The sequence below is a fragment of the Agrococcus beijingensis genome, assembly GCF_030758955.1.
GTDB lineage: Bacteria > Actinomycetota > Actinomycetes > Actinomycetales > Microbacteriaceae > Agrococcus > Agrococcus beijingensis.
In genome coordinates, this window is record NZ_CP132360.1 from 201,719 (window position 1) to 225,167 (window position 23,449).

The 23,449-nt window shown below is 73.0% G+C and carries 22 protein-coding genes; 20 read left to right on the forward strand and 2 right to left on the reverse strand.

Annotated features, from left to right (window positions below; translation table 11 throughout):
- Positions 1–20 precede the first annotated feature (20 nt).
- The 11 genes from Q9250_RS00915 (at position 21) to mazG (ending at position 12,243) form a co-directional block, all read left to right on the forward strand.
- Entirely contained in the window at positions 21–977 is a 957-nt protein-coding gene (locus Q9250_RS00915) for a TIGR03557 family F420-dependent LLM class oxidoreductase (protein WP_306232698.1), read from the forward strand.
- 50 nt (positions 978–1,027) lie between these two features.
- Complete coding sequence (locus Q9250_RS00920; RefSeq protein ID WP_306232699.1) at positions 1,028–2,083, forward strand: D-2-hydroxyacid dehydrogenase; 1,056 nt, start codon at positions 1,028–1,030, stop codon at positions 2,081–2,083.
- Positions 2,083–2,889, forward strand: a complete 807-nt coding sequence (locus tag Q9250_RS00925; protein ID WP_306232700.1) for a glucose 1-dehydrogenase — start codon at positions 2,083–2,085, stop codon at positions 2,887–2,889. Before Q9250_RS00920 ends, Q9250_RS00925 begins: the two co-directional genes overlap by 1 nt.
- Positions 2,890–2,899: 10 nt before the next feature.
- The gene (locus Q9250_RS00930; RefSeq protein ID WP_306232701.1) at positions 2,900–3,958 is read left to right on the forward strand and encodes an L-idonate 5-dehydrogenase; all 1,059 of its coding nucleotides are present in this window, start codon (positions 2,900–2,902) and stop codon (positions 3,956–3,958) included.
- Entirely contained in the window at positions 3,955–4,539 is a 585-nt protein-coding gene (locus tag Q9250_RS00935) for a gluconokinase (RefSeq protein WP_306232702.1), read from the forward strand. Before Q9250_RS00930 ends, Q9250_RS00935 begins: the two co-directional genes overlap by 4 nt.
- Positions 4,540–4,646: 107 nt before the next feature.
- Entirely contained in the window at positions 4,647–6,056 is a 1,410-nt protein-coding gene (locus tag Q9250_RS00940) for a GntP family permease (RefSeq protein ID WP_306232703.1), read from the forward strand.
- Between the two features lie 232 nt (positions 6,057–6,288).
- Positions 6,289–6,906, forward strand: a complete 618-nt coding sequence (locus tag Q9250_RS00945) for a 50S ribosomal protein L25/general stress protein Ctc (RefSeq protein ID WP_306232704.1) — start codon at positions 6,289–6,291, stop codon at positions 6,904–6,906.
- A 20-nt stretch (positions 6,907–6,926) separates the two neighbouring features.
- Positions 6,927–7,505, forward strand: a complete 579-nt coding sequence (pth, locus tag Q9250_RS00950; protein WP_306232705.1) for an aminoacyl-tRNA hydrolase — start codon at positions 6,927–6,929, stop codon at positions 7,503–7,505.
- Between the two features lie 52 nt (positions 7,506–7,557).
- Positions 7,558–8,034, forward strand: coding sequence for a hypothetical protein (locus tag Q9250_RS00955; RefSeq protein ID WP_306232706.1), 477 nt, complete (start codon positions 7,558–7,560; stop codon positions 8,032–8,034).
- Positions 8,035–8,047: 13 nt separating this feature from the next.
- Positions 8,048–11,587 carry a transcription-repair coupling factor gene (gene mfd, locus Q9250_RS00960; protein WP_422665055.1) on the forward strand — a complete coding sequence of 1,180 codons (3,540 nt, stop codon included), beginning with the start codon at positions 8,048–8,050 and terminating at the stop codon, positions 11,585–11,587.
- Positions 11,584–12,243 carry a nucleoside triphosphate pyrophosphohydrolase gene (gene mazG, locus Q9250_RS00965; RefSeq protein WP_306232707.1) on the forward strand — a complete coding sequence of 220 codons (660 nt, stop codon included), beginning with the start codon at positions 11,584–11,586 and terminating at the stop codon, positions 12,241–12,243. The genes mfd and mazG overlap by 4 nt, the downstream gene beginning before the upstream one ends.
- A 192-nt stretch (positions 12,244–12,435) precedes the next feature.
- Here mazG and Q9250_RS00970 read toward each other — a convergent pair whose 3' ends face one another.
- Together Q9250_RS00970 and Q9250_RS00975 are read right to left on the reverse strand one after the other, a co-directional pair.
- Positions 12,436–13,374, reverse strand: coding sequence for an NAD(P)-dependent alcohol dehydrogenase (locus Q9250_RS00970; protein ID WP_306232708.1), 939 nt, complete (start codon positions 13,372–13,374; stop codon positions 12,436–12,438).
- Positions 13,375–13,415: 41 nt separating this feature from the next.
- Positions 13,416–14,255 (reverse strand): Pr6Pr family membrane protein, encoded by an 840-nt coding sequence (locus Q9250_RS00975; protein ID WP_306232709.1) that lies wholly within the window; start codon positions 14,253–14,255, stop codon positions 13,416–13,418.
- An 83-nt stretch (positions 14,256–14,338) separates the two neighbouring features.
- Between Q9250_RS00975 and hisS the strand changes: the two genes are divergently transcribed.
- From hisS to Q9250_RS01020, 9 genes are all read left to right on the forward strand, one after another.
- Positions 14,339–15,559 (forward strand): histidine--tRNA ligase, encoded by a 1,221-nt coding sequence (gene hisS, locus Q9250_RS00980; RefSeq protein ID WP_306232710.1) that lies wholly within the window; start codon positions 14,339–14,341, stop codon positions 15,557–15,559.
- Between the two features lie 100 nt (positions 15,560–15,659).
- Complete coding sequence (eno, locus tag Q9250_RS00985; protein WP_306232711.1) at positions 15,660–16,940, forward strand: phosphopyruvate hydratase; 1,281 nt, start codon at positions 15,660–15,662, stop codon at positions 16,938–16,940.
- Between the two features lie 59 nt (positions 16,941–16,999).
- Positions 17,000–17,458 carry an FtsB family cell division protein gene (locus Q9250_RS00990; RefSeq protein WP_306232712.1) on the forward strand — a complete coding sequence of 153 codons (459 nt, stop codon included), beginning with the start codon at positions 17,000–17,002 and terminating at the stop codon, positions 17,456–17,458.
- A gap of 28 nt (positions 17,459–17,486) precedes the next feature.
- Positions 17,487–18,011, forward strand: coding sequence for a DUF501 domain-containing protein (locus Q9250_RS00995; RefSeq protein WP_306232713.1), 525 nt, complete (start codon positions 17,487–17,489; stop codon positions 18,009–18,011).
- Positions 18,012–18,076: 65 nt separating this feature from the next.
- The gene (locus tag Q9250_RS01000; protein ID WP_306232714.1) at positions 18,077–19,447 is read left to right on the forward strand and encodes an NAD(P)/FAD-dependent oxidoreductase; all 1,371 of its coding nucleotides are present in this window, start codon (positions 18,077–18,079) and stop codon (positions 19,445–19,447) included.
- Between the two features lie 103 nt (positions 19,448–19,550).
- Complete coding sequence (locus tag Q9250_RS01005; protein ID WP_306232715.1) at positions 19,551–20,150, forward strand: TetR/AcrR family transcriptional regulator; 600 nt, start codon at positions 19,551–19,553, stop codon at positions 20,148–20,150.
- Complete coding sequence (locus tag Q9250_RS01010; RefSeq protein ID WP_306232716.1) at positions 20,147–21,364, forward strand: alanine racemase; 1,218 nt, start codon at positions 20,147–20,149, stop codon at positions 21,362–21,364. The genes Q9250_RS01005 and Q9250_RS01010 overlap by 4 nt, the downstream gene beginning before the upstream one ends.
- Entirely contained in the window at positions 21,361–22,653 is a 1,293-nt protein-coding gene (locus Q9250_RS01015) for a D-arabinono-1,4-lactone oxidase (RefSeq protein ID WP_306232717.1), read from the forward strand. The genes Q9250_RS01010 and Q9250_RS01015 overlap by 4 nt, the downstream gene beginning before the upstream one ends.
- A gap of 19 nt (positions 22,654–22,672) precedes the next feature.
- Positions 22,673–23,221, forward strand: a complete 549-nt coding sequence (locus Q9250_RS01020; protein ID WP_306232718.1) for a LemA family protein — start codon at positions 22,673–22,675, stop codon at positions 23,219–23,221.
- The last annotated feature ends 228 nt before the right edge of the window (positions 23,222–23,449 follow it).

A 23,449-nucleotide genomic window follows, 5' to 3' on the forward strand; every position in this document is an offset into this window, starting at 1 on the left:
GCGGCTCCTAGCGTCTCGGCATGCAGATCGGGTACAAGCTCTTCGCCGAGGACGTCGCGCCGAACGAGCTGATCAGGCGAGCCGTCGAGGCCGAGCGGGTCGGCTTCGACTTCGTCGAGATCAGCGACCACTTCCATCCCTGGCTGCCGGAGCACCAGCACTCGCCGTTCGCGTGGGCGATCCTGTCGGCGATCGCGGCGAAGACCTTGACGCTGCGGCTCGCCACCGGCGTCACCTGCCCCTCGATCCGCTACCACCCGGCGATCATCGCGCAGGCGGCGGCGACGCTGCAGATCATCTCCGACGGCCGCTTCACGCTCGGCGTCGGCGCGGGGGAGCGGCTCAGCGAGCGCATCGTCGGCCAGGGCTGGCCCGAGGTGGGCGACCGTCATCAGCGCCTGCGCGAGGCGATCGAGATCATCCGGCTGCTGTGGTCGGGCGGCACCCACTCGTACCGCGGCGAGTTCCTCGAGCTGCACGATGCGCGCGTCTACGACCTGCCGGATGCGCTGCCCGAGATCGTCGTGGCGGCCGGCGGGCCGCAGGCGGCGGCGCTCGCAGCAGAGCTGGGCGACGGGCTGTTCGCCACCGATCCCGACGCGTCGCTGCTCGAGGCGTGGCGGGCCGTGGGCGGCGACGGTCCGCGCTACGGCGAGGTGCCGACCGCCTTCGCGCCCGACGAGCGCGCCGGCGCCGAGGCCGCGCACCGCCGGTTCCGCTTCGGGCCGCTGGGCTGGAAGGTGCTGGCCGAGCTGCCCGACCCGACCGCGTTCGACCAGGCGACGCAGCACGTTCGCGTCGACGACATGACGGATGCGTTCGCCTGCGGCCCCGACGTCGAGCGGCACGTCGAGGTCTTCGACGGCTTCCGCGAAGCCGGCTTCGACCACCTCGCGCTCATGGACGGCGGCCCCGACCCGGATGCCTTCTTCGCGTTCTTCGCCGACCAGCTCGGACCGCGCCTGCGGCAGGGCTGACCGGCCGTGAGCCTCCCGGACCGCCAGTAGGGTGATTCGGGAGGACAGCAATGCCAGAGCACACCCTGAAGGTCGCGGCCGCCGTGACCCTCGACGACGCATCCGCCGACCGCATCCGCGAGCTCGAGCCTCGCGTCGAGCTGCTGCGCGACACCTCGCTGACGCGGCCGTGGCGCTGGCACGGCGACTGGGAGGGCGACCCCGACTGGGAGCGCACGCCAGAGCGGCAGAGCGCCTACGAGGCGATGCTCGACGGGGCGGATGCGCTCTTCGGCATCCCGGACGTCGACCCGGTGGCGCTGACCCGCGCCGTGCGCGGCAACGCGGGGCTGCGCTGGGTGCACACGACTGCCGCCGGCGGCGGCGGCCAGGTGCGCGCCGCGCGCCTCAGCGAGGCGGAGCTCGCGCGCGTCGCGGTCACCACGAGCGCCGGCGTGCACGCGTCGACCCTCGCCGAGTGGGCGCTGTTCGGCGTGCTCGCGGGCGCGAAGGACCTGCGCCGGCTCGAGCGCGACCAGGCGGATCGGCACTGGTCCGACGGCCGCCGCATGATGCGGCACGTGGGCGAGATGACCGTGCTCATCGTCGGCACGGGCGGCATCGGCAAGGTCTGCGCCGCGCGGTTCTCGGCGCTCGGCGCGACCGTCTGGGGAACCACCCGCCGCGACGAGCCGGTCGCGCACGTCGACCGGCTGGTGCCGATCGAGCGGCTCGCCGAGGCCGCCGCGCAGGTCGACGCGATCGTCAACACGCTGCCGGGCACCGAGCTGACGGAGGGGCTCCTCGGCGAGGCGGTCCTCGGCGGCGTCCGCGACGACACGATCCTGGTGAACGTGGGCCGCGGCACCGTGGTCGACGAGGCCGCGCTGCTGACCGCCCTCGACGCCGGGCGCGTCGGCTTCGCCGCCCTCGATGTCACCGCGACCGAGCCGCTGCCGCACGACAGCGCCCTGTGGACGCATCCGAACGTCCTGATCAGCCCCCACACGGCGGCGCTCTCGCGGCAGGAGCCCCGCCGCATCGCCGAGCTCTTCGCCGCGAACGCGACCCGCCTGCTCGACGGCGAGCCGCTGCACAACGTGATGAGCACGAAGGAGTTCTACTGATGGGCGACGGCATGCCTCCCGACCGCACGACTTCCAGAGGCACCGCGCTGTTCGACCTGACGGGCCGCATCGCGCTCGTCACCGGCTCGAGCCAGGGCATCGGCCGTGCGCTCGCGCAGGGCCTCGCCGAGGCCGGCGCGACCGTCGTCGTGCACGGCCGCGACCGCCGGAAGGCCGAGCGGGCCGCCGCCGAGATCGCCGGCTCGACCGGCCGCGAGGCGCACGTCGCGATCTTCGACGTGACGGATGCGGCTGCGGTCGATGCCGGGATCGCCGACGTCGAGGCGCGGCTCGGCACCCCCGACATCCTCGTCAACAACGCCGGGATCCAGCGGCGCAACCCGATCGCCGAGTTCACCGACGCGGATTGGCACGACCTGGTCGCCACCAACCTGACGAGCGCGTTCCTGCTCTCGCGCCGGGTGGCGAAGGGCATGATCGAGCGCGGCTCGGGCCGCATCGTCTCGATCGGCAGCGTGCAGTCGCAGCTCGCCCGCCCCTCGATCGCGCCGTACAGCGCCACGAAGGGCGCGATCGTCATGCTGACGAAGGGCCTCTGCGCCGACCTCGCCCCGCACGGCATCAGCGTCAACGCGCTCGCCCCGGGCTACTTCGCGACCGAGCTCACCCAGAAGCTCGTCGACGACCAGGAGTTCTCGGCGTGGGTCGCACAGCGCACGCCCGCCGGGCGATGGGGCAGGGTCGAGGATCTCGTCGGCACGCTCGTGTTCCTGTCGAGCGACGCGAGCGCCTTCGTCAACGGCCAGACGATCTACGTCGACGGCGGCATGACCGCGGTCGTGTGAGAGGAGCAGCATGATCGAGAACCTGGCGCTGGTCGCCCACGCGAAGGAGGACGTGCGCGTCGAGCCGCTGCCCGAGCCCGCTCCGGAGCCCTCGGAGGCGGTGGTCGAGATCGCCTACGGCGGCATCTGCGGCTCCGACCTGCACTACTGGCTGCACGGCGCGGCCGGCCAGTCGATCCTGCGAGAGCCGATGGTGCTCGGGCACGAGATCGTCGGCACCGTGCTGGCCGCCGCGGCCGACGGCTCGGGGCCGGCTGTCGGCGCCCGCGTCGCCGTGCACCCCGCGACGCCCATCGACGACGGCTCGGCGCCGTTCCCCGCCGACCGGCCGAACCTCAGCCCCGCAGGCACCTACCTCGGGTCGGCCGCGCGGCTGCCGCACACCGACGGCGCCTTCGCCCGGCGCGTGGCGCTGCCGGCCCGCATGCTGCGGGCGATCCCCGACGGGCTCTCGCTGCGCCTCGCGGTGCTCGCCGAGCCCGCGGCCGTCGCCTGGCACGGCGTCGGCCAGGCGGGCGACGTCGCCGGCCGCAGGGTGCTCGTGATCGGCACCGGCCCGATCGGGGCGCTCGCGATCGCGGTCGCCAAGCACCACGGCGCCGCCGAGATCGTCGCGACCGACCTGCACGAGCACCCGCGATCGCTCGCGACGCGACTGGGGGCACGCGCCCTCGATGCGACGGATGCGCAGGCCATCGCGGCCGTGCACGCCGACGTGGTCATCGAGTCGTCGGGCACCGTGCCGGGGCTCGCCGCCGCCATCAGCGGTGCCCGCCGCGGCGGCACGGTCGTGATGCTGGGGCTGCAGCGCGCGGGCGACGTCGCCGTGCCGATGGCGAGCGCCATCGCGCGCGAGCTGACCCTGGTCGGCTCGTTCCGCTTCAACGACGAGATCGACGAGGTGCTGGCGGCGCTGGCCGACGGCTCGCTCGACGCGGAGGCGGTGATCAGCCACGAGCTGCCGATCGATCAGGCCCGCGAGGCGCTCGTGCTCGCGCGCGACGCATCCGTATCCTCGAAGGTGCTGCTGACGTTCGCGGCCGACGCACACGAAGGAGTGAAGGCATGAGCGAGACGCGCTACCCGTCGATGATCATCATGGGCGTGCAGGGCTCCGGCAAGTCGACCATCGGCAAGGCGCTCGCCGACCGGCTCAACATCGACTTCATCGATGGCGACGACCTGCACCCGAAGGCCAACAAGGACAAGATGGGCGCGGGGCATCCGCTCACCGACGAGGATCGCGTGCCGTGGCTGAAGGTCATCGGCGACACGATCGCCGCCGGCCGCGCCGAGGGCCGCATCACGATCGTCGCCTGCTCGGCGCTCAAGCGCTGGTACCGCGAGCTGCTGCGCTCGAGCGACCAGCAGCTCGTGTTCCTGCACCTGGTGGGCGACAGGGGGGTGCTCGCGAACCGGCTCGCGCACCGCGACCACGAGTTCATGCCCTCCACGCTGCTCGACAGCCAGATGGAGACGCTCGAGCCCCTCGCCGAGTGGGAGCAGGGCATCGCCATCTCGATCGACCAGTCGCCCGAGGCCATCGTCGACGAGGTCTCGCGCATCCTGATCGCCCGCGCGGCCGGCCGCGACGTGCTGCCCGGGCCGGCGACGACGCTCACCGGCACCATCGAGCTGCCCGGCGCCTGAGCCGCCGCCGGCGCTCGGCCGGCAGATCCCTCCGCCGCAGTCGGATCCCACTGCACCGCATCACCCCCCCATTGCTCTCGCACCACCACTCACAGAGGAGACGCACGATGGACGATCTGGTCCTCAACTGGGATCTCGGCACGGGAGGGCTGCTGCTGCTCGCGGCCGGCGCCATCGCGCTGCTCCTGGTGCTGATCATGACCTTCAAGATCCACGCCTTCCTGGCGCTGATGATCACGAGCCTGCTGACCGCGGTCGCGGCCGGCATCCCGTTCGACCAGCTGATCCCCGCCATCTCCTTCGGCTTCAACCCGACGCTCGGCAGCGTGATGCTGCTGGTCGCGCTCGGCGCGATGCTCGGCCGCATGATCGAGACCTCGGGCGGCGCGCGGGTGCTGACCGACAAGCTGATCGGGCGCTTCGGCGAGCAGCGGGCCGGCATGGCCGTCGGCGTCGCGAGCCTGCTGATGGGCTTCCCGATCTTCTTCGACGCCGGCCTGGTCGTCATGATGCCGATCATCTACGCCGTCGCGCGTCGACTCGGGGGCTCGCTGCTGAGCGTCGCGTTCCCCTCGGCCCTCGCGTTCAGCGCCATGCACATCTTCGTGCCGCCGCACCCGGGCCCGGTCTCCGCATCCGCCATCCTGGGCGCCGACGTGGGCCTCGTGCTCATCCTCGGCCTCGTCGTGGCGCTGCCCGTCTGGTACCTGGTGGGCGTGCTCTTCGGCGGCTGGGTCGGTCGTCGCTACAACATCCCCGTGCCGACGATCCTCGACGGCTCTGCCGAGGACCACAAGGAGATGGAGTCGAACCCCTCCTTCGGCAAGATCATCACGCTGCTGGTGCTGCCGCTCGTGCTCATCCTCATGAACACCGGCCTCAACATGTACGCCTCGACCACCGACGACGCGGATGCGTTCAAGGCACTGCCCGTCGTGGCGCTGCTGCGCGCGCTCGGCGAGACCCCGATCGCGCTGCTGATCACCGTCATCGTGTCGATGTGGCTGCTCGGCTGGGGCATGGGCAAGTCGGGCACGCTGATCGAGAAGGTCGCCGACAGCGCGCTCGGCCCGATCTGCTCGGTCGTGCTCGTCACCGGCGCCGGCGGCATGTTCGGCGGCGTGCTGCGCGTCACCGGCATCGGCAACGCGATCGCCGACTCGTTGAACTCGATCGGCATGCCGGTCATCGTCGCGGCGTTCCTCATCTCGCTCATCGTGCGCATCGCGCAGGGCTCGGCCACGGTCGCGCTCACCACGGCCGCATCGCTGATGGCGGGCGTGGTGGTCGACGGCGGCTTCAACCCGGTCGAGGTCGCTGCGATCGTGCTCGCCACGGCGGCCGGCTCGGTCGGCTTCAGCCACGTCAACGACTCGGGCTTCTGGCTGGTCAGCAAGTTCTTCGGCCTCGACGTCAAGACGACGCTGAAGACCTGGACGGTCGCGCAGGGCCTGATGGCCATCATCGGCTTCGCGATCTCGTTCGTCATCTACCTGATCGCCGGCATGTTCGGCTGATCGCCTGCCACGGGATCGGGGCCCGGGACGGGCTCGGGCACTGGCGTCGCGGGGAGGGCCCGAAAGGGCCCTCTCTCCTCGCTCCAGCGTGCTGTACCATCGGAGGTTGAACTTCGGCGAGGGGTGCTCCGGCACCCGTGATCGACGCGGTCGCGGCAGCAGGCAGAGTCCTCACGCTCCGGGCGTTCGAGTCGACGACAACGATGGGCTGCGGCCCGAAGGAGCAATTCCCATGAGCAACGAAGACAACAAGCTGGCCGCTGAGGTCCGCACGGCCTTCGGCAAGGGCGCGGCACGCAAGATCCGCGCGATCGGCAGCGTTCCCGCGGTCCTCTACGGCCACGGCACCGAGCCCCAGCACCTCACGCTGAACGCCCACGAGGTGTTCCTGCGCGTGCGCCACTCCAACGCCATCTTCGACCTGCAGGTCGACGGCAAGTCGCAGCTCGCGCTCGTCAAGGACGTGCAGCGCAACCCGGTGCTCCAGGGCGTCCAGGCCATCGAGCACCTCGACCTCGTGATCGTCAAGCGCGGCGAGAAGGTCGTCGTCGACGTGCCCGTCCACGTCGAGGGCGAGTCGGCTCCCGGCACGATCACCAACCTCGAGCTGACCTCGCTGTCGATCGAGGTCGAGGCGCTGCACATCCCCGACTCCATCACGCTCTCGATCGAGGGCCTCGAGGAGGGCGCGCACGTGCTCGCCGGCGACATCGAGCTGCCCAAGGGCTCGACGCTGCTCACCGACCCCGAGACGCTCATCGTCGGCATCATGGTGCCCGCGGCCCCGAGCGACGGCGAGGACGAGGCAGCTGCCCCCGCCGCCCCCGCTGAGGGCGAGTCGGCGGAGTAGTTCCAGGCGATCGCGTCTCCATGACGCAGACGTGGCTCGTGGTCGGGCTCGGGAATCCCGGGCCCGACTACGCGCGCACGCGCCACAACATCGGGCAGATGGCGCTCGCCGAGCTCGAGCGCCGCGGCGGCGCGACTGCCAAGCGGCACGGCAAGGCCGAGGCGCTCGTCGCCGAGTCGCGGGTGATCGGCGGCCCCAAGGTGGTCACCGCGTTCCCGACCACCTTCATGAACCGCTCCGGCGGCCCGGTCGCGAAGCTCATGGACTACTACGGCGTCGAGCTCGAGCACGTCATCGTGCTGCACGACGAGCTCGACCTGCCGCTGGGCGAGGTGCGCCTCAAGCAGGGCGGCGGGCACGGCGGCCACAATGGCATGCGCGACATCATCGCCGCGCGGGGGCCCGACGTGCTGCGCGTGCGCCTCGGCATCGGACGCCCGCCCGGCCGTCAGGATCCCGCCGACTACGTGCTCAAGCCCTTCGCGAAGGCCGAGCAGGAGGAGGCCGACCTGCTCGTGCAGCTGGGCGCCGACGCGGTCGAGCGCATCATCGCCGAGGGCTTCCTCACCGCCCAGCAGCGCATCCACTCGCCGTCCTGATCGCCGACGGCACGCCGCTAGCATGGAGTGCCCATCGAGAAGGAGAGCCCTCTTGCGTCGAACCGCACTGCGCGTCGCAGTCGTCATCACGGCGGGACTCGTGCTCGCCGGCTGCGCCAGCGGCGACGCCGAGACTCCCGAGCCCCCGCAGGGACCGAACGGCTACTCGCTCGCGGCCAACAGCGCCGACGGCTCGACGCTGTGGTGGGATCGGAGCGAGGAGTCAGGGCTCACCGACCTGATCCTCGAGGATCCCGACGGCCGCTTCCTGGCCTCGTGCCTGGGCGCGGGACCGCTGCTGTGCATCGAGGGCCCCGAGGCCTCCAAGGGCGTGCTCGTCATCGCCCCCGCCGGCGCCGAGCGTGCGGTGATGGGCTGGTTCGGCCAGGAGTTCGAGCTCACCCGCGGCGAGGATCTGCCCGCAGACGCGCCCCCCGTGTTCGTGGGTGTGATGCCGCCGGTGCTGCCTGAGGGCACCTTCACGCTGCAGGTCCTCGACGGCGCCGGCGCCGTCATCATGGCCCAGTGAGCCCGCTGCCCCAGTGAGCCTCAAGCCTCTCCTCGACCTCCTGGAGCGCGGCGCGCTCGAGCCGGTGGTCGCCGCCTCCCGTGGCGGGGCGCTCAGCGGCATCGAGGCGATGCGCGCGCCGGTGGTGGCCACGATCGCCGGCGGCCACGACCGCCCGCTGCTGGTCATCACCGCCACGCGCCGCGAGGCCGATGCCGTGCGCGACGACCTGCTCGCCTGGCTGCCCGAGGCGCAGGTGCTCGAGCTGCCCGCCTGGGAGACGCTGCCGCACGAGCGGCTGAGCCCGTCCGCCGAGACCGTGGGTCAGCGGGGCGCCACGCTCCGCGCCGTGGCCGAGCGCACGCCCGGCGTGCCGACCGTCGTCATCGCGTCGGTGCGCGCCGCGCTGCAGCCGGTCGCCGACAACCTGCTCGACGTGCAGCCGGTCGAGCTGGTCGCCGGATCCCGCGGCGTCGACCTCGCGGCGCTGTCACGCAGCCTCGTCGACCTCGCGTACCTGCGCGTCGACATGGTCACGCGGCGCGGTGAGTTCGCCGTGCGCGGCGGCATCGTCGACGTCTTCAGCCCCGCCGCCGACCACCCGGTGCGCATCGAGCTGTTCGGCGACGAGGTCGAGCAGATGCGCTGGTTCCACGTCGCCGACCAGCGCTCCGACGCCACGCCGATCGAGCGGATCGTGCTGCCGCCGAGCCGCGAGATGCTGCTGACGGATGCGGTGCGCCAGCGGGCGCGCGAGCTCGCTCCCGAGTTCCCCGGCATCCAGCAGATGCTGGAGAAGATCGCCGAGGGCATCCCGGTCGAGGGCATGGAGTCGCTCGCGCCGGCGCTGCTGCCGCGCCTCGTGCCCGTCACCCACTACCTGCCCGGCGCGGGCGTCGTGGTGCTCGGTCCCGAGCGCATCCGCGACCGCGTCGCCAGCCTCAACGACACGAACCAGGAGTTCCTCGAGGCCGCGTGGAGCGCCGCGACCGCGGGGGGCCAGGCGCCGGTCGACCTGCGCAGCGGCTTCCTCAGCCTCGACGAGCTGCGCGACGCGGTCAGCGCGCCCTGGTGGACGTTCTCGACCCTGCAGGCCGACGACTCGGTGACGGGCATCGACGCGCTGCCGGTGCCGAGCTTCGCGGGCAGGGCAGACGGCGCGGTCGACCACCTGCGCGAGCGCGCCCGCGAGGGCTGGCGCATCGTCGTCACCGCGGCCGGCCACGGGCTCGTCGAGCGCGCCGCTCAGGTGCTGGGGGAGCGCGAGGTGGCCGCGCGCACCGTCGAGGCGCTGCCCGCAGAGCTCGAGCCCGGGATCGTGCACGTCACCCAGGCGTCGGTCGAGCACGGCTTCTCGCTGCCCGACGAGCGCATCGAGCTCGTGAGCGAGGCAGAGTTCTTCGGCCGCGCCGTCGGCGTCGACGCACGTCAGCCGCACAAGCTCGCCGCCCGCCGCCGCTCGGTCGTCGACCCGCTGCAGCTGAAGCCCGGCGACTACGTCGTGCACGAGACGCACGGCGTCGGCCGCTTCGTCGAGCTCACGCAGCGCACCGTCTCGACCGGTGGCCGCAACCCCGTGAAGACCAAACGCGAGTACCTCGTGATCGAGTACGCCGCATCGAAGCGCGGTCACCCCGGCGACCGGCTCTCGGTGCCCACCGACCAGCTCGACCAGCTCAACCGCTATGTCGGCGGCGAGGCGCCGCAGCTGTCGAAGATGGGCGGCAGCGACTGGCAGCAGTCGAAGGCGAAGGCGCGCAAGGCCGTCCGCGACATCGCGGTCGAGCTCGTGCAGCTCTACTCGAAGCGCATGGCCTCCAAGGGCCGGTCGTTCGGGCCCGACACCCCCTGGCAGCGTGAGCTCGAGGACGCGTTCCCGTACGCCGAGACGCCCGACCAGCTGACCACCATCGACGAGGTCAAGCGCGACATGGAGCGCTCGGTGCCGATGGACCGGCTGCTCTCCGGCGACGTCGGCTACGGCAAGACCGAGGTCGCGGTGCGCGCCGCCTTCAAGGCCGTGCAGGACGGCACGCAGGTGGCGGTGCTGGTGCCGACGACGCTGCTCGTGCGCCAGCACTTCGAGACCTTCGCGGCCCGCTTCGCCGGCTTCCCCGTGCAGGTGCGCGCGCTCAGCCGCTTCCAGTCCGACAAGGAGGTGCGCGAGACGATGGCGGGCATCGCCGACGGCACCGTCGACGTCGTCATCGGCACCCACCGCATCCTCTCGGAGAGCGTGCAGTTCAAGGAGCTGGGCCTGGTGATCATCGACGAGGAGCAGCGCTTCGGCGTCGAGCACAAGGAGAAGCTCAAGGCTATGAAGGCCAACGTCGACGTGCTCTCGATGTCGGCCACCCCCATCCCCCGCACCCTCGAGATGGCGGTCACCGGCATCCGCGAGATGTCGACGCTCGCCACCCCGCCCGAGGCCCGGCACCCGGTGCTCACCTTCGTCGGCGCCTACAACGAGCAGCAGGTCGCCGCCGCGATCCGCCGCGAGCTGCTGCGCGAGGGCCAGGTGTTCTTCGTGCACAACCGGGTCTCGTCGATCAACCGCGTCGCGGCGCGGCTGGCCGAGCTCGTGCCCGAGGCCCGCATCGGCGTCGCCCACGGCAAGATGGCCGAGGCGCAGCTCGAGCGGGTGATCGTCGACTTCTGGGAGAAGCAGTACGACGTGCTCGTCTCGACCACCATCGTCGAGACCGGCCTCGACATCCCCAACGCCAACACCCTCATCCTCGACCACGCGGAGCGCTACGGCCTCAGTCAGCTGCACCAGCTGCGCGGCCGGGTGGGCCGTGGCCGTGAGCGCGCCTACGCGTACTTCCTCTACGACGCCGACAAGCCGCTCTCCGAGACCGCGCACGACCGGCTCGAGACCATCGCTGTGCACAACGAGCTGGGCGCCGGCATGCAGGTGGCGCTGAAGGACCTCGAGATCCGCGGCGCCGGCAACCTGCTCGGCGGCGAGCAGTCGGGCCACATCGCCGGCGTCGGCTTCGACCTCTACCTGCGCATGGTGGGGGAGGCGGTGGCGCTGTTCCGCGGCGAGGAGGACGAGGGGCCGCGCGAGCTGCGGCTCGAGCTGCCCGTCGACGCGGTGATCCCGGAGGACTACGTCGACGCCGAGCGGCTGCGCCTCGAGGCCTACCAGAAGCTCTCGGCCGCCGCCTCGAGCCGCGACGACGGCGCCATCGACCACGTGCTCGACGAGCTGCGCGACCGCTACGGCGAGCCGCCGGCGCAGGTCGACGCGCTGGTCGCCGTCGCCCGCCTGCGGCGCAAGGCGCAGCGCGCGAAGCTGTCGGAGGTCATCACGGTCGGCCCGAACCTGCGCGTCGGCCCGGCGGAGCTCGCCGACTCGGTGCAGCTGCGCCTGCGCCGCATGTACCCGGAGGCCAAGGTCAACGTGCAGGCGAAGACGATCGTCGTGCCGATCCCGACCGCCGGCGGCGGCAGGCTCGCCGGCACGGCTGCCGAGCCACTGCCCGACACCGAGCTCATCGCCTGGGTCGACGGACTGCTGACGGCGATCTTCCCGCCGCCCAAGCCGGCCGTCGAGGGCGACGCGTGAGCGCCTTCGACGACCTGGTCGCGGTGATGGCGCGGCTCCGGGCGCCCGGCGGCTGCCCCTGGGACGCCGAGCAGACGCACGCGTCGCTCGTGCCCTACGCCATCGAGGAGGCGCACGAGCTCGCCGAGGCGATCGAGGCGGGCTCGGGCGACGACCACCTGCGCGAGGAGCTCGGCGACGTGCTGCTGCAGGTCGTCTTCCACGCCGACATCGCCCGCGCCGACGGCCGCTTCGACATCGACGACGTCGCGCGCGGCCTGGCCGAGAAGCTGCGCCGACGGCATCCGCACGTCTTCGGCGACGTGGCGGTCGACGGCGTCGACGAGGTGGTCGCGAACTGGGATGCGCTGAAGCGCGCCGAGAAGCCCGAGCGCGAGAGCGCGCTCGACGGCGTGCCGGCGAGCCTGCCGGCGCTCGCCCGCGCCGAGAAGGTGGTGCGTCGCGCTGAGCGCGCCGGCCTGCGGCTGCCCGAGGCGGATGCGTCGGCCGCCGTCGCGCAGGACGCCGAGACCGAGCGCGACCTCGGTCGGGCGCTGCTCGACATCGTGCGGAGCGCGAGCGATCGCGGCCTCGACGCCGAGCGAGCGCTGCGGGGCGCGACGCGCGCGCTCGAGCACGAGCTGCGGGCGCAGGAGCGCGACGCGGCCGGCACCTGAGCCGCGCCGCGTCCGCGGCCCGGCGCCCCCGCGCCTCCGCGCCTCCGCGCCCCGCGATGGCTTCCGCACAACGCAAGCTCGCGCGGCGATCCGCCTGCGATTCGGGAGCGGCGGCGCTGGGCAGCCGCTGGTCGGCCCCCGCGGGCTTGCGTTGTGCTGAGCGCCAGGTGTGCTGGAGGCCCCGAGCTGTCGTCAGGGGTTGACGACCAGGTTGCCCACCTTGCGGCCCGAGTCGACGATCTCGTGGGCGCGGGCGATCTCGGCGAGCGGCAGCGCCTGCACAACCGGGTCGAGCTCGCCGCTCGCGACCTGCGCGAGCAGCTGTCGCATGTGCTCCGGCCGCACTGAGGCGACACCGGCCTTGACCCGGCCGCGGGCCGTGACCGTCTGGCCCAGCGTGGCGAGCACCTGCAGCAGCGTGCCGCCCTCGGCGAGCAGTCGCGTGCGGCTGGCGGTCGTGCCGCCCACGGTGTCGACCACCACGTCGAAGCGCTCGTCGAGCCGCTCGACGGGGGAGCGGGCGTAGTCGATCACGCGCTCGGCCCCCAGCCTGCGCACCAGCTCGGCGTTGCCGGTGCTCGCCACCCCGGTGACGCGCGCGCCCGCGAGCCGTGCCACCTGCACCGCGCTCGTGCCGACCGCGCCCGAGGCGCCGATCACCAGGACGGTCTGGCCCGCGCGCAGGCCGGCGACGTCGAGCAGGAAGTGCATGGCGGTCGTGCCGCCGAAGAGCACGGCGGCGGCCGCGTCGTGCGAGACGCCGGCGGGCTTCCGCACGAAATCCTTGGCGCGCACCGAGGCGAGCTCGGCGTGGCCGCCCAGCCGGTTCGGCATGCCGGCGACCTCGTCGCCGACGGCCAGCTCGGCAACCCCCTCGCCGATCGCCTCGACGGTTCCCGAGAGCGCGGTGCCCAGCACGCGTCGGCGCGGGCCGCGCATGCCGATCGCGAGGCGCGCGACGACGCCGAAGCCTCGGGGGAAGCTGCCCGAGCGCATGCGCGCATCGCCGGAGTTCACCGCGGCCGCGGCCACCCGCACGAGCACCTGGCCGGCTCGTGGCTCCGGGGTCGGCAGATCGACGAGGCGCGCCACGCTGGGCGGGCCATACCTGGGGACGATCGCTGCGCGCACGGGCGGCTCCTTTACGGGTGTGACGACGGCGAGGAGTTCGCCTACGGCCTCGAGCTGGTGCTCGACGGGCTCGAGGCCAGGCCGGCGGCCTGGGTGCCCGAGGGGTTCGAGGAGCCCGACATGCCTGCAGCGTCCGACGCGCCCGCCGCGTCCGCAGCCCGCGGCGCGACCGACGGCTGAGCCGCCCCGTCGCCCGAGGCCTGCACCGAGCCGTCTGCCTGCACCGGGCCGTCCCCGGTCGGTGGCCGCCAGCGCAGCCGGCCCACCGCGGCCACCAGGAAGATGCCGACCACGAAGGCGAGCAGCACCTGGCCGGTGGGCCACACGAGGCCCGCCCAGCCGCCGTGCTCGGCCGGGTCCAGGAACGGGTACGGGAACCAGCTGTCGATCAGCCCGCCGCGCAGCCACGCGAAGACGAGGAAGGCCACCGGGTACGCCATCCACCACCCCGCCCGCGAGACGCGGATCGGCCGGGCGGTCGCGACCAGCAGCCAGTCGAGCCCCACCATCCACGGGATGAAGCGGTGCTGCGCGGCATTGGTGAACTCGACCGACCACGCCCACACCTCGTCGGGCTCCGCCAGCAGCACCGCGTAGACGACGCCCGCGAGCACGATGTAGGCGGTGATCGCGCCGCGGAGGTGGTCGAACCACCGGGGCCGATGCTCCTCCCGCACCAGCAGCATCCACACCATCAGCACGATGACGGCGATGTTCGCCTGCACCGTGAAGTAGGCGAAGTGCTCGGTCGGCGGCTCGCCCGACTGCAGCATGTTCTTGATGTTCCAGCCCTCGGCGAAGACCGCCATGAGCAGGATCACGATGCGCCACGCCACGACGGGCTCGGCTCGATCGGTGAGGGGCCAGGGGCGTCGTCGCACGACGCCATGATGGCACCGCTGTGCGGGTTCCGGATGCGTCGACCCGGCAGGGCGCACCCGCGGCGTGCGGGAGAATGGTCGCCATGGCTACCCAGGTGCACCCGCCGCGCGGCATGCGCGACTTCCTGCCCGTCGACAAGCGAGCGCGGGAGCGCGTGCTCCGCATCATCCGGGATGCCTACGAGGACCACGGCTTCGAGGAGATCGAGACGCCCGTCGTCGAGGACGCCGAGCGGCTGCACGCCGGGCTCGGCGGCGACAACGAGAAGCTCGCGTTCGCGGTGATGCGGCGGGCGCTGAGCGTCGACGACCTGCGCGCGGCCGAGAGCCCGCTGGCGCTCGCCGACCTGGGCCTGAGGTTCGACCTGACCGTGCCGCTCGCGCGCTTCATCGCCACCCACCGCGCGTCGCTGCCGCCGGTGTTCCGCGCGATCCAGATCGCGCCGGTGTGGCGCGCCGAGCGGCCGCAGCGCGGCCGCTACCGCCAGTTCATGCAGTGCGACATCGACATCGCGGGCGAGCCCGGCATCGCGGCCGAGCTCGAGCTGCTGGCGGCGACGGGGGATGCGCTGACGCGCCTGGGCGTGCCCGACGCGTTCATCCGCGTCAACGACCGACGCATCCTGGCGGCCGCGCTCGCGCACGCCGGTGTGCCGGCCGAGGCGCGCGAGTCGGCGCTGATCACCGTCGACAAGCTCGACAAGATCGGCCGCGACGGCGTGATCGCGGAGCTCGCCGAGCGCGGCGTCGACGGCGAGCAACTGATGTCGACCCTCGACGCGATCCGCGACGGCGAGCAGCTCGACGGCTTCGACGCGACCGTGCTCGACGACGTGCGCGTCCTGCTCGACGCGAGCGTCGGCATCCGCCTCGAGTTCGACCCGACGCTCGTGCGCGGCATGGGCTACTACACCGGGCCGATCTTCGAGATCGCGCACCCCGACCTGCCGTTCTCGATCGGCGGCGGGGGCCGCTACGACGGCATGATCGGCCGGTTCCTCGGCCAGGAGATGCCTGCCGTGGGCATCTCGCTGGGCTTCGAGCGGCTCGTCGAGCTCGTCGAGCTGCCCGACAGCGGCGCCCGCGAGGTGGTCGCGCTGCTCGTCGACAAGGCCGTCGAGCCGGCGGCGGTGCTCGCCATCAAGCGCGACCTGGTGGCGGCCGGCCAGACGGTGCGGATCCAGCGCCGCACCAAGAACGTGACGGTGCTGCTCGAGCAGCTGGCCGCATCCGGTGCCACCCACTTCGCGTTCGTGCGCCCGGGCGATGCGGCGGCGCTGCTCGAGGTCAAGCCGATCGGCTGAGCGAGCGCCCGGTGACGCGGCTGTGCCCGGCGAGGGGTGGCGGCTAGGCTCGACACGGCCATCCACTGCGATCCCTTCCCACCCGAACCAAGGAGCACCCGTGGCACTCATCGACACCCTGCAGGCGCGCGAGATCCTCGACTCCCGCGGCAACCCGACCGTCGAGGTCGAGGTGCTGCTCTCCGACGGCTCGGTCGGCCGCGCGGCCGTGCCCAGCGGCGCATCCACCGGCGCCTTCGAGGCCTTCGAGCTGCGCGACGGCGACTCCGCGCGCTACCTCGGCAAGGGCGTCGAGCAGGCCGTCGACGCCGTCAACGAGGAGATCGCCGAGGCGGTCGAGGGCCTCTCGGCCGACGACCAGCGCATCGTCGACGCGACGCTCGTCGAGCTCGACGGCAGCGACAACAAGAAGAACCTCGGCGCCAACGCCATCCTGGGCGTCTCGCTCGCGGTCGCCAAGGCCGCCGCCGACTCGGCGAACCTGCCGCTGTTCCGCTACCTCGGCGGGCCGAACGCCTTCCTGCTGCCGGTGCCGATGATGAACGTCATCAACGGCGGCGCGCACGCCGACACGGCTGTCGACGTGCAGGAGTTCATGATCCTGCCGATCGGCGCCGAGACGTTCCGCGAGGGCCTGCGCTGGGGCGCCGAGACCTACCACACGCTGAAGGCGATCCTGAAGGAGCAGGGGCTCTCGACCGGCCTCGGCGACGAGGGCGGCTTCGCGCCCGACCTGCCCAGCAACCGCACCGCGCTCGACCTGCTCGTGCAGGCGATCGAGAAGGCGGGCTTCACGCCCGGCACCGACATCGCGCTCGGCATGGACGTCGCGGCGACCGAGTTCTACAAGGACGGCGCCTACCGCTTCGAGGGCCGCGACCGCTCGAGCGCCGAGCTGACCGACTACTTCGCCGAGCTCGTCGACGCCTACCCGCTGGTCACGATCGAGGACCCGCTGGCCGAGGACGACTGGGACGGCTGGGTGTCGCTCACCGAGCGCCTCGACGACCGCGTGCAGCTGGTCGGCGACGACCTGTTCGTCACCAACCCCGAGCGCCTCATGGACGGCATCGAGCGCGGCGCCGCGAACGCGCTGCTGGTGAAGGTCAACCAGATCGGCACGCTCTCCGAGACGCTCGACGCCATCCGCATCGCGACCCAGGCCGGCTACGGCTCGGTGCTCTCGCACCGCTCGGGCGAGACCGAGGACACCACGATCGCCGACATCGCGGTCGCGGTGAACGCGGGTCAGATCAAGACCGGCGCCCCCGCCCGCAGCGAGCGCGTCGCGAAGTACAACCAGCTGCTGCGCATCGAGGAGGACCTGGGCGAGGCCGCCGAGTACGCCGGCGCCGGCGCCTACCCGCGCTTCGAGGGCTGACCCAGCCGCGCACCGCGGTTCGACCGCGCTCAGGGGGCACTCGCCGATATCCTCGGCGGGTGCCCCCTCCCCGTTCCGCCTCCGGCCAGCTGCGCGTGTCGTGGCTGCTGCTCGTCGCGGTCGGGCTGGTGGTGGCGGGCTTCGTCGTGCTCGCGCCCTCGGTGGGGCTGCTGCTCGAGCAGCGCCGCGACATCGCCGCGCTCGAGGCGCAGGTGGCCGCGCAGCAGGCGAACGTCGAAGCGCTCGAGGACGAGCGGGCCCGCTGGGACGACCCTGCCTACATCGAGGCCGAGGCGCGCGACCGGCTGTTCTACGTCTACCCGGGGGAGACGAGCTTCGTGCTGCTCGACGACCGCTCCACGCTCGAGACCGCATCGGCCGACGTGCCCTCCGACACGCTCGAGGAGCCGCAGAGCGACTGGGCGGCGGCGGCAGCCGCATCGCTGCTCGTCGCCGGCCTCACCGACGCCGGACCCGCGTCCTTCGGCGTGCCCGCTGACCTGCCCGAGCCCGAGTGACCGCCGCAGTCGTCCTGGAGGACCACCGATGACCGACCGCACCATCGAGCCGGCCAGCGCCCGCGATCTCGAGATCATGGCGCTGCAGCTCGGCCGCACCATGCGCGGGGTGCTGGGCGTGGGCGCGCGCTGTGTCTGCGGGGCGCCCACCGTGGTGGTCACGAGCCCTCGCCTCCCCGACGGCACGCCGTTCCCGACCTTCTACTACCTCACGCACCCCGCGGCCACGGCCGCGGCGTCGCGGCTCGAGGCCGATGGCACCATGGCCGCGCTGCAGGAGCGGCTGGCCGAGCCCGAGATGGCGGATGCGTATGCCGCGGCCCATGCGGCGTACCTCGCCGACCGCGAGCCCCACGGCCACGTCGACGAGATCGCGGGCATCAGCGCCGGCGGCATGCCCACCCGCGTGAAGTGCCTGCACGCGGTGCTGGCGCACTCGCTCGCGGCGGGCGCGCGCGTCAACCCGATCGGCGATCTGACGCTCGAGCTCGCCGACTGGTCGCCCGAAGCATGCGCCTGCGCGCCCGATGCACGGGGCGGCGCACCGGAATGACGGCATCCATGGCCGCGTTAGACTGGATGCACATCCTCATCTGATAGCTGGGAAGAAGCGCGTCTGTGAACAAGATCCTGATCGTCGGAGGCGGCTACGCCGGCCTGTACACCGCACGGGGGCTCGAGCGCTTGCTCAACGCCTCCGAGGCAGAGATCACGATCGTCGATCCCCTGCCGTACATGACCTACCTGCCGTTCCTGCCGGAGGTCGCCGCGGGCTCGATCGAGCCGCGCCACGCCATCGTGCCGCTGCGCCGCCACCTGAGCCGCACCAAGGTGATCCAGGCGAAGGTCACGAACGTCGACCACGCAGCCAAGGTCGCCACCATCCAGCCCGAGGGCGGCGAGGCGTCGACCATCGCCTACGACGTCATCGTCATGACCGCGGGCTCGGTCTCGCGCACCTTCCCGATCCCCGGCGTCGCCGACCAGGCCATCGGCATGAAGACGATCGAGGAGGCCGTCGCGGTGCGCGACCGCCTGATCTCGAACTTCGCCAAGGCCGCGGCGCTGCCCGAGGGTCCCGAGCGCGACCGCCTGCTGACCGTCGTGGTCGTCGGCGGCGGCTTCGCCGGCATCGAGACCATCGCCGAGCTCCGCGACCTCGCCACCCACCTGCTCTCGCGCTTCCGCGAGATCTCGTTCGACGAGGTCAAGTTCCACCTCGTCGAGGCCATGGGCCGCATCATGCCCGAGGTGTCGGAGAGCACCGGCGAGTGGGTCATCGAGGATCTCGGCAAGCGCGGCGTCGACGTGCACCTCAACACGCAGCTGCAGAGCGCCCTCGACGGCGTCATCGAGCTCTCCAGCGGCGACCGCTTCGGCGCCGACCTGATCATCTGGACCGCCGGAGTCATGGCGAACCCGGTCGTGCGCCAGACCGACATGCCGCTCGACGAGCGCGGTCGCATCACGGCGCTCGCCACCCTGCAGGTCGCCGCCGACGGCGTGGTCGTGCCCGACGCCTGGACGGCTGGCGACGTCTCGGCCGTGCCCGACAAGTCGAAGACGCCCGGCCCGGGCGGGTTCTGCGTGCCGAACGCGCAGCACGCCGTGCGCCAGGCCAAGCTGCTCGCGAAGAACATCGTCGCCGTGCTGCGCGACGAGGCCCCGCGCGAGTACATCCACGACAACGAGGGCGCCGTCGCGGGCCTGGGCCTCTGGAACGGCGTGTTCCAGAAGGGCAAGCTCGCCATCAAGGGCCCGCTCGCCTGGCTCGCGCACCGCGGCTACCACGGGCTCGCGATGCCGATGTGGGAGCGCAAGCTGCGCGTGTTCGGCGACTGGATCGGCGGCTTCTTCCTGGGCCGCGACATCGCCGAGATCTCCGACCGCGAGCGCCCGCGCGTCGCGTTCGAGACCTTCGCGTCGCGCCCGAAGCCGAAGGTCGAGGAGCCGGCAGCGCCCAGGGCCGAGGACAAGGTCGACGCCTAGGCCTCACCAGCACCCCTTCAGCGCCGCGCTCCCCATCGGGGGCGCGGCGCTGTCGTATGCTCTTCGCGGACAACCGTCCAAGAGGCTTGCGAGGGGAGCGCGGATGGCGAGGAAGCCGGCGAGCGTGCGCCGCCAGGATCTCGTGGAGGCGGGCCTGCGCGTCATCGCACGCGAGGGGATGCACGGGGCCACCGTGCGCGCGATCGTCGCCGAAGCAGGCGTGCCGCTCGCGACCTTCCACTACGTGTTCGCCTCGCGCGACGAGATGATCGGCGACGCCTACGCCTACGTCGCGATGCCCGCGGAGGGCGAGCAGGCGCTGGTGCTGCCCGACGGCGCCACGCTCGAGCAGGCGGTGCGGCTGGCGCTCGAGGCGTGGTTCGAGCGCTTCGTCCAGCACCCCGAGTACGAGCTGGCGGTGATGGAGATCATGGCCTTCTGCAGCCGCACGCCGTCGCTGGCGCACCTGCCCGGCCAGGTGCAGGAGCGCTACCTGGAGGCGGTCGTCGGCATCCTCGAGCAGGTGGTCGCCCACTTCGGGCTGGCACCCGCCGCGACGCTGCGCGAGGTCGCGACGCTCGTCCTGCACGTCACCGACGCCCTGACCTACGCCTGGCTGCGCACCCGCGACACCGACGCATCCCACCGCTGGATCGAGGCGGTCGTGCCGGTGGTCGTCGGCGCGCTCGAGGGCGAGCGATGAGCGGGCTGCGACTGGCCGACGCGCAGCCCTGGACGCTCGAGGGCCACTGGCTGCGCATGGATGCCGCGACCGCCGCGCTCGACGGGCCGTTCGCGGCGCTGTCGCTCGACGCGCTCGCCGCCAACGCCGGCGACATGGTCGCCCGCGCCGCCGGCACGAGCCTGCGCCTGGCGACGAAGTCGGTGCGCAGCCGCCCGGTCATCGAGGCGATGCTGGCGACGCCCGGCTGGCACGGCGTGCTCGCCGCGACGCTGCCGGAGGGGCTCTGGCTGGCCGAGACGATCGACGACGTGCTCGTCGGCTACCCGACGGCCGACCGCGGAGCACTGCGCGCGCTGGTCGCCGACCCGCGCTCGCTCGAGCGGGTCACCGTGATGGTCGACAGCGCCGAGCACCTCGACCTCATCGACGCCGCCGCCCCCGGGCATGCCGAGATCCGCGTGGCGATCGAGCTCGACGCGGCGCTCGAGCTCGGGCCGCTGCGCGCCGGCGTGCGCCGCTCGCCGCTGCGGAGCCCCGCGCAGGTGCGCGAGCTCGCCCGCGCGGTCGTCGACCGGCCGGGCTTCCGGCTCGTGGGGCTGATGGCCTACGAGGCCCAGGTCGCCGGCGTGCAGAACACCGTGGCGCGCGGCGGCGTGCCCGCGTTCGTGCTGCGCCGCATGCAGCGCCTGTCGATCGACGAGCTGCGCGACCGCCGCGCCGCGACGGTCGCCGCCCTGCACGAGCTCGCCCCGCTCGAGTTCGTCAACGGCGGCGGCACGGGCTCGATCGAGTCGACCGCGGCCGACGCCTCGGTGACCGAGATCGGCGCGGGCAGCGGCCTGTTCGGCGCGCACCTGTTCGACGGCTACCGAGGCTTCCAACCCGCGCCGGCGCTGGCGTTCGCGCTGCCCGTCGTGCGCCGCCCCGGTTCCGGATGCGTGACGCTGCTCGGTGGCGGATGGAACGCCTCGGGCCTGGCCGGGGCCGACAAGGCGCCGGTCATCGCCTGGCCGGAGGGCCTCCGCATCGATCCGACCGAGGGCGCCGGAGAGGTGCAGACGCCCGTGCTGGGGCCGATCGCCGATCGGCTGCGCCTCGGCGACCGCGTCTGGATGCGGCACGCGAAGTCGGGCGAGCTGTGCGAGCGCACCGATGAGCTGCACGTCGTGACCGGCACCCAGGTGCTGGGCGCCATCCCCACCTATCGTGGGGAGGGGAGGAAGCTGCTGTGACGTGGACGAACTGGGCGAGGTCGCTGAGGGCCGAGCCTTCGGAGGTGGCTGCCCCGGTGACCGTCGAGGGCGTCCGCGATGCGCTGGCGCGCGTGCGCTCCCGGGGCGGCACGGTGCGACCGGTCGGCAGCGGCCACTCGTTCTCGGGCGCCGCACGCCCGGACGACGCGCACCTCAGCGTCGACGGGCTCTCGGGGCTGCGCTCGGTCGACCTCGCCACAGGCCGTGCGACGCTGCTGGCGGGCACCTCGGTGCGCGAGGCATCGCTCGCGCTCGCGCGGCACGGCCTCGCCTTCGACAACCTGGGCGACATCGACCACCAGTCGATCGCCGGCGCGATCTCGACCGGCACCCACGGCACGGGCCTGCGGCACCGCTCGATCGGCGCGTCGGTCGTCGCCGCGACGCTCGTGACCGCGCAGGGCGAGACGCTCCGCGTGAGCGAGACCGAGCGGCCGGAGCTGCTGCCTGCTGTGCGGCTCGGCCTCGGGGTGCTCGGCGTGCTCGTCGACGTCACCGTGCAGGCGGTGCCCGCGTTCGCGCTCGAGGCGATCGAGACGACCGTGCGGCTCGATGCCGTGCTCGACGACTGGGTCGGCCTCAACCGGCGCACCGACCACTTCGAGTTCTACTGGTTCGCGGCGACCCGCCTGGCGTCGACGAAGTCGAACAGCCGCGTCGAGGGGCCGCTCGCGCCGCGCTCCGCGCTCGGGCGCTTCGTCGACGAGCGGCTGCTCACCGACCACGGGCACCGGGCGCTGCTCGCGATCGGCGCCCTCGTGCCGCGCGCGGCTCCGGCGCTCAACGACCTCTCGGCCCGGCTGATGCCGCGCGGCCGCTTCGTCGAGCCGAGCCATCAGGTCTTCTCGGCCGACCGGCGCGTGCGGTTCCGCGAGCTCGAGTACGGCCTGCCGATCGAGGCGGTGCCCGAGGCGCTGCGCGAGATCGACCGGGCGCTGCGCCGCGTCGACCTGGTGCCGACGTTCCCGTTCGAGGTGCGCTCGATCGGTGCCGACGACGCGCTGCTGTCGACCGCGCACGGCCGCGACACCGGCTACATCGCGGCGCATCGCTGGTGGCGCGAGGATCCGCGCCCGCTGTTCGACCTCGTCGAGCCGATCCTGCTCGCGCATGACGGCCGCCCGCACTGGGGCAAGGCGCACTCGCTGCGCGCGCCGCAGCTGGCCGAGCGCTTCCCGGGCTTCGCGGCGTTCCTCGCCGTCCGCGACGAGCTCGACCCCGACCGGCTCTTCGCGAGCGCGTGGACGCGGCAGGTGCTCGGCACCTGAGCCGCCTATGGTGGAAGCCATGGACCCCCTGCTGTACCTCTGGATCGCCGTCGGCGCGCTGGTCGTCCTCGCACTGATCGCGATCGTCTGGACCGTCGCAGCCTCCGCGTCGATGCGCCGCCTGAGCGGCACGGTCGACGAGCGCTGGGCCGCGCTGGCCGCGACCCTCGACCGCCGCCCGGCGGTCGCCGCGCCGCTGCTCGCCCACGCGACCGAGGCGCAGCGCGCCCAGGTGGCGGATGCGTTCACGGCACTCGAGCGCGCACACGCACCGGGGGAGAAGGCCGCCGCCGAGGCGGCCGTGCAGCAGGCGCTGCGCCCGCTGGTGCTCGCCGCGGCATCGCAGCCGACCGGCTCGGACGCCGCGGAGGCCCGCGCCGCCCTCGCGGGCCTCGACGACGAGGCGCAGGCACGCCGGCGCGACTACAACACGGGCGCGCGCGAGCTCAACGCGAAGGCCCGGCGCTTCCCGACCTCGCTGTTCGCGAAGTCGGCGGGCGGCCGCCGCGACTTCTTCGAGGTCGACCAGACCGGCGCCGTCGCCGAGCCCCCGCGCATCCAGTTCTGAGTCCGCAGCGCGCGCACCGAGACGAGCCCCCGCGTCGCAGGACGCGGATGGATCCCGAGAGCGTCACGAATCGCGGATCGATCGTCCTCGTCTCGAGACCCGTCCGCGTTTCGCGACACCTGCCGCGCCTCGCGACCCCGTCCGCGCCTCGCGACGCCGGCCGCGTCCCGCGCCGCCTGCCGCGCCTCGCGACCCGGTCCGCGCCTCGCGACGCGGCCGCGTCCCGCC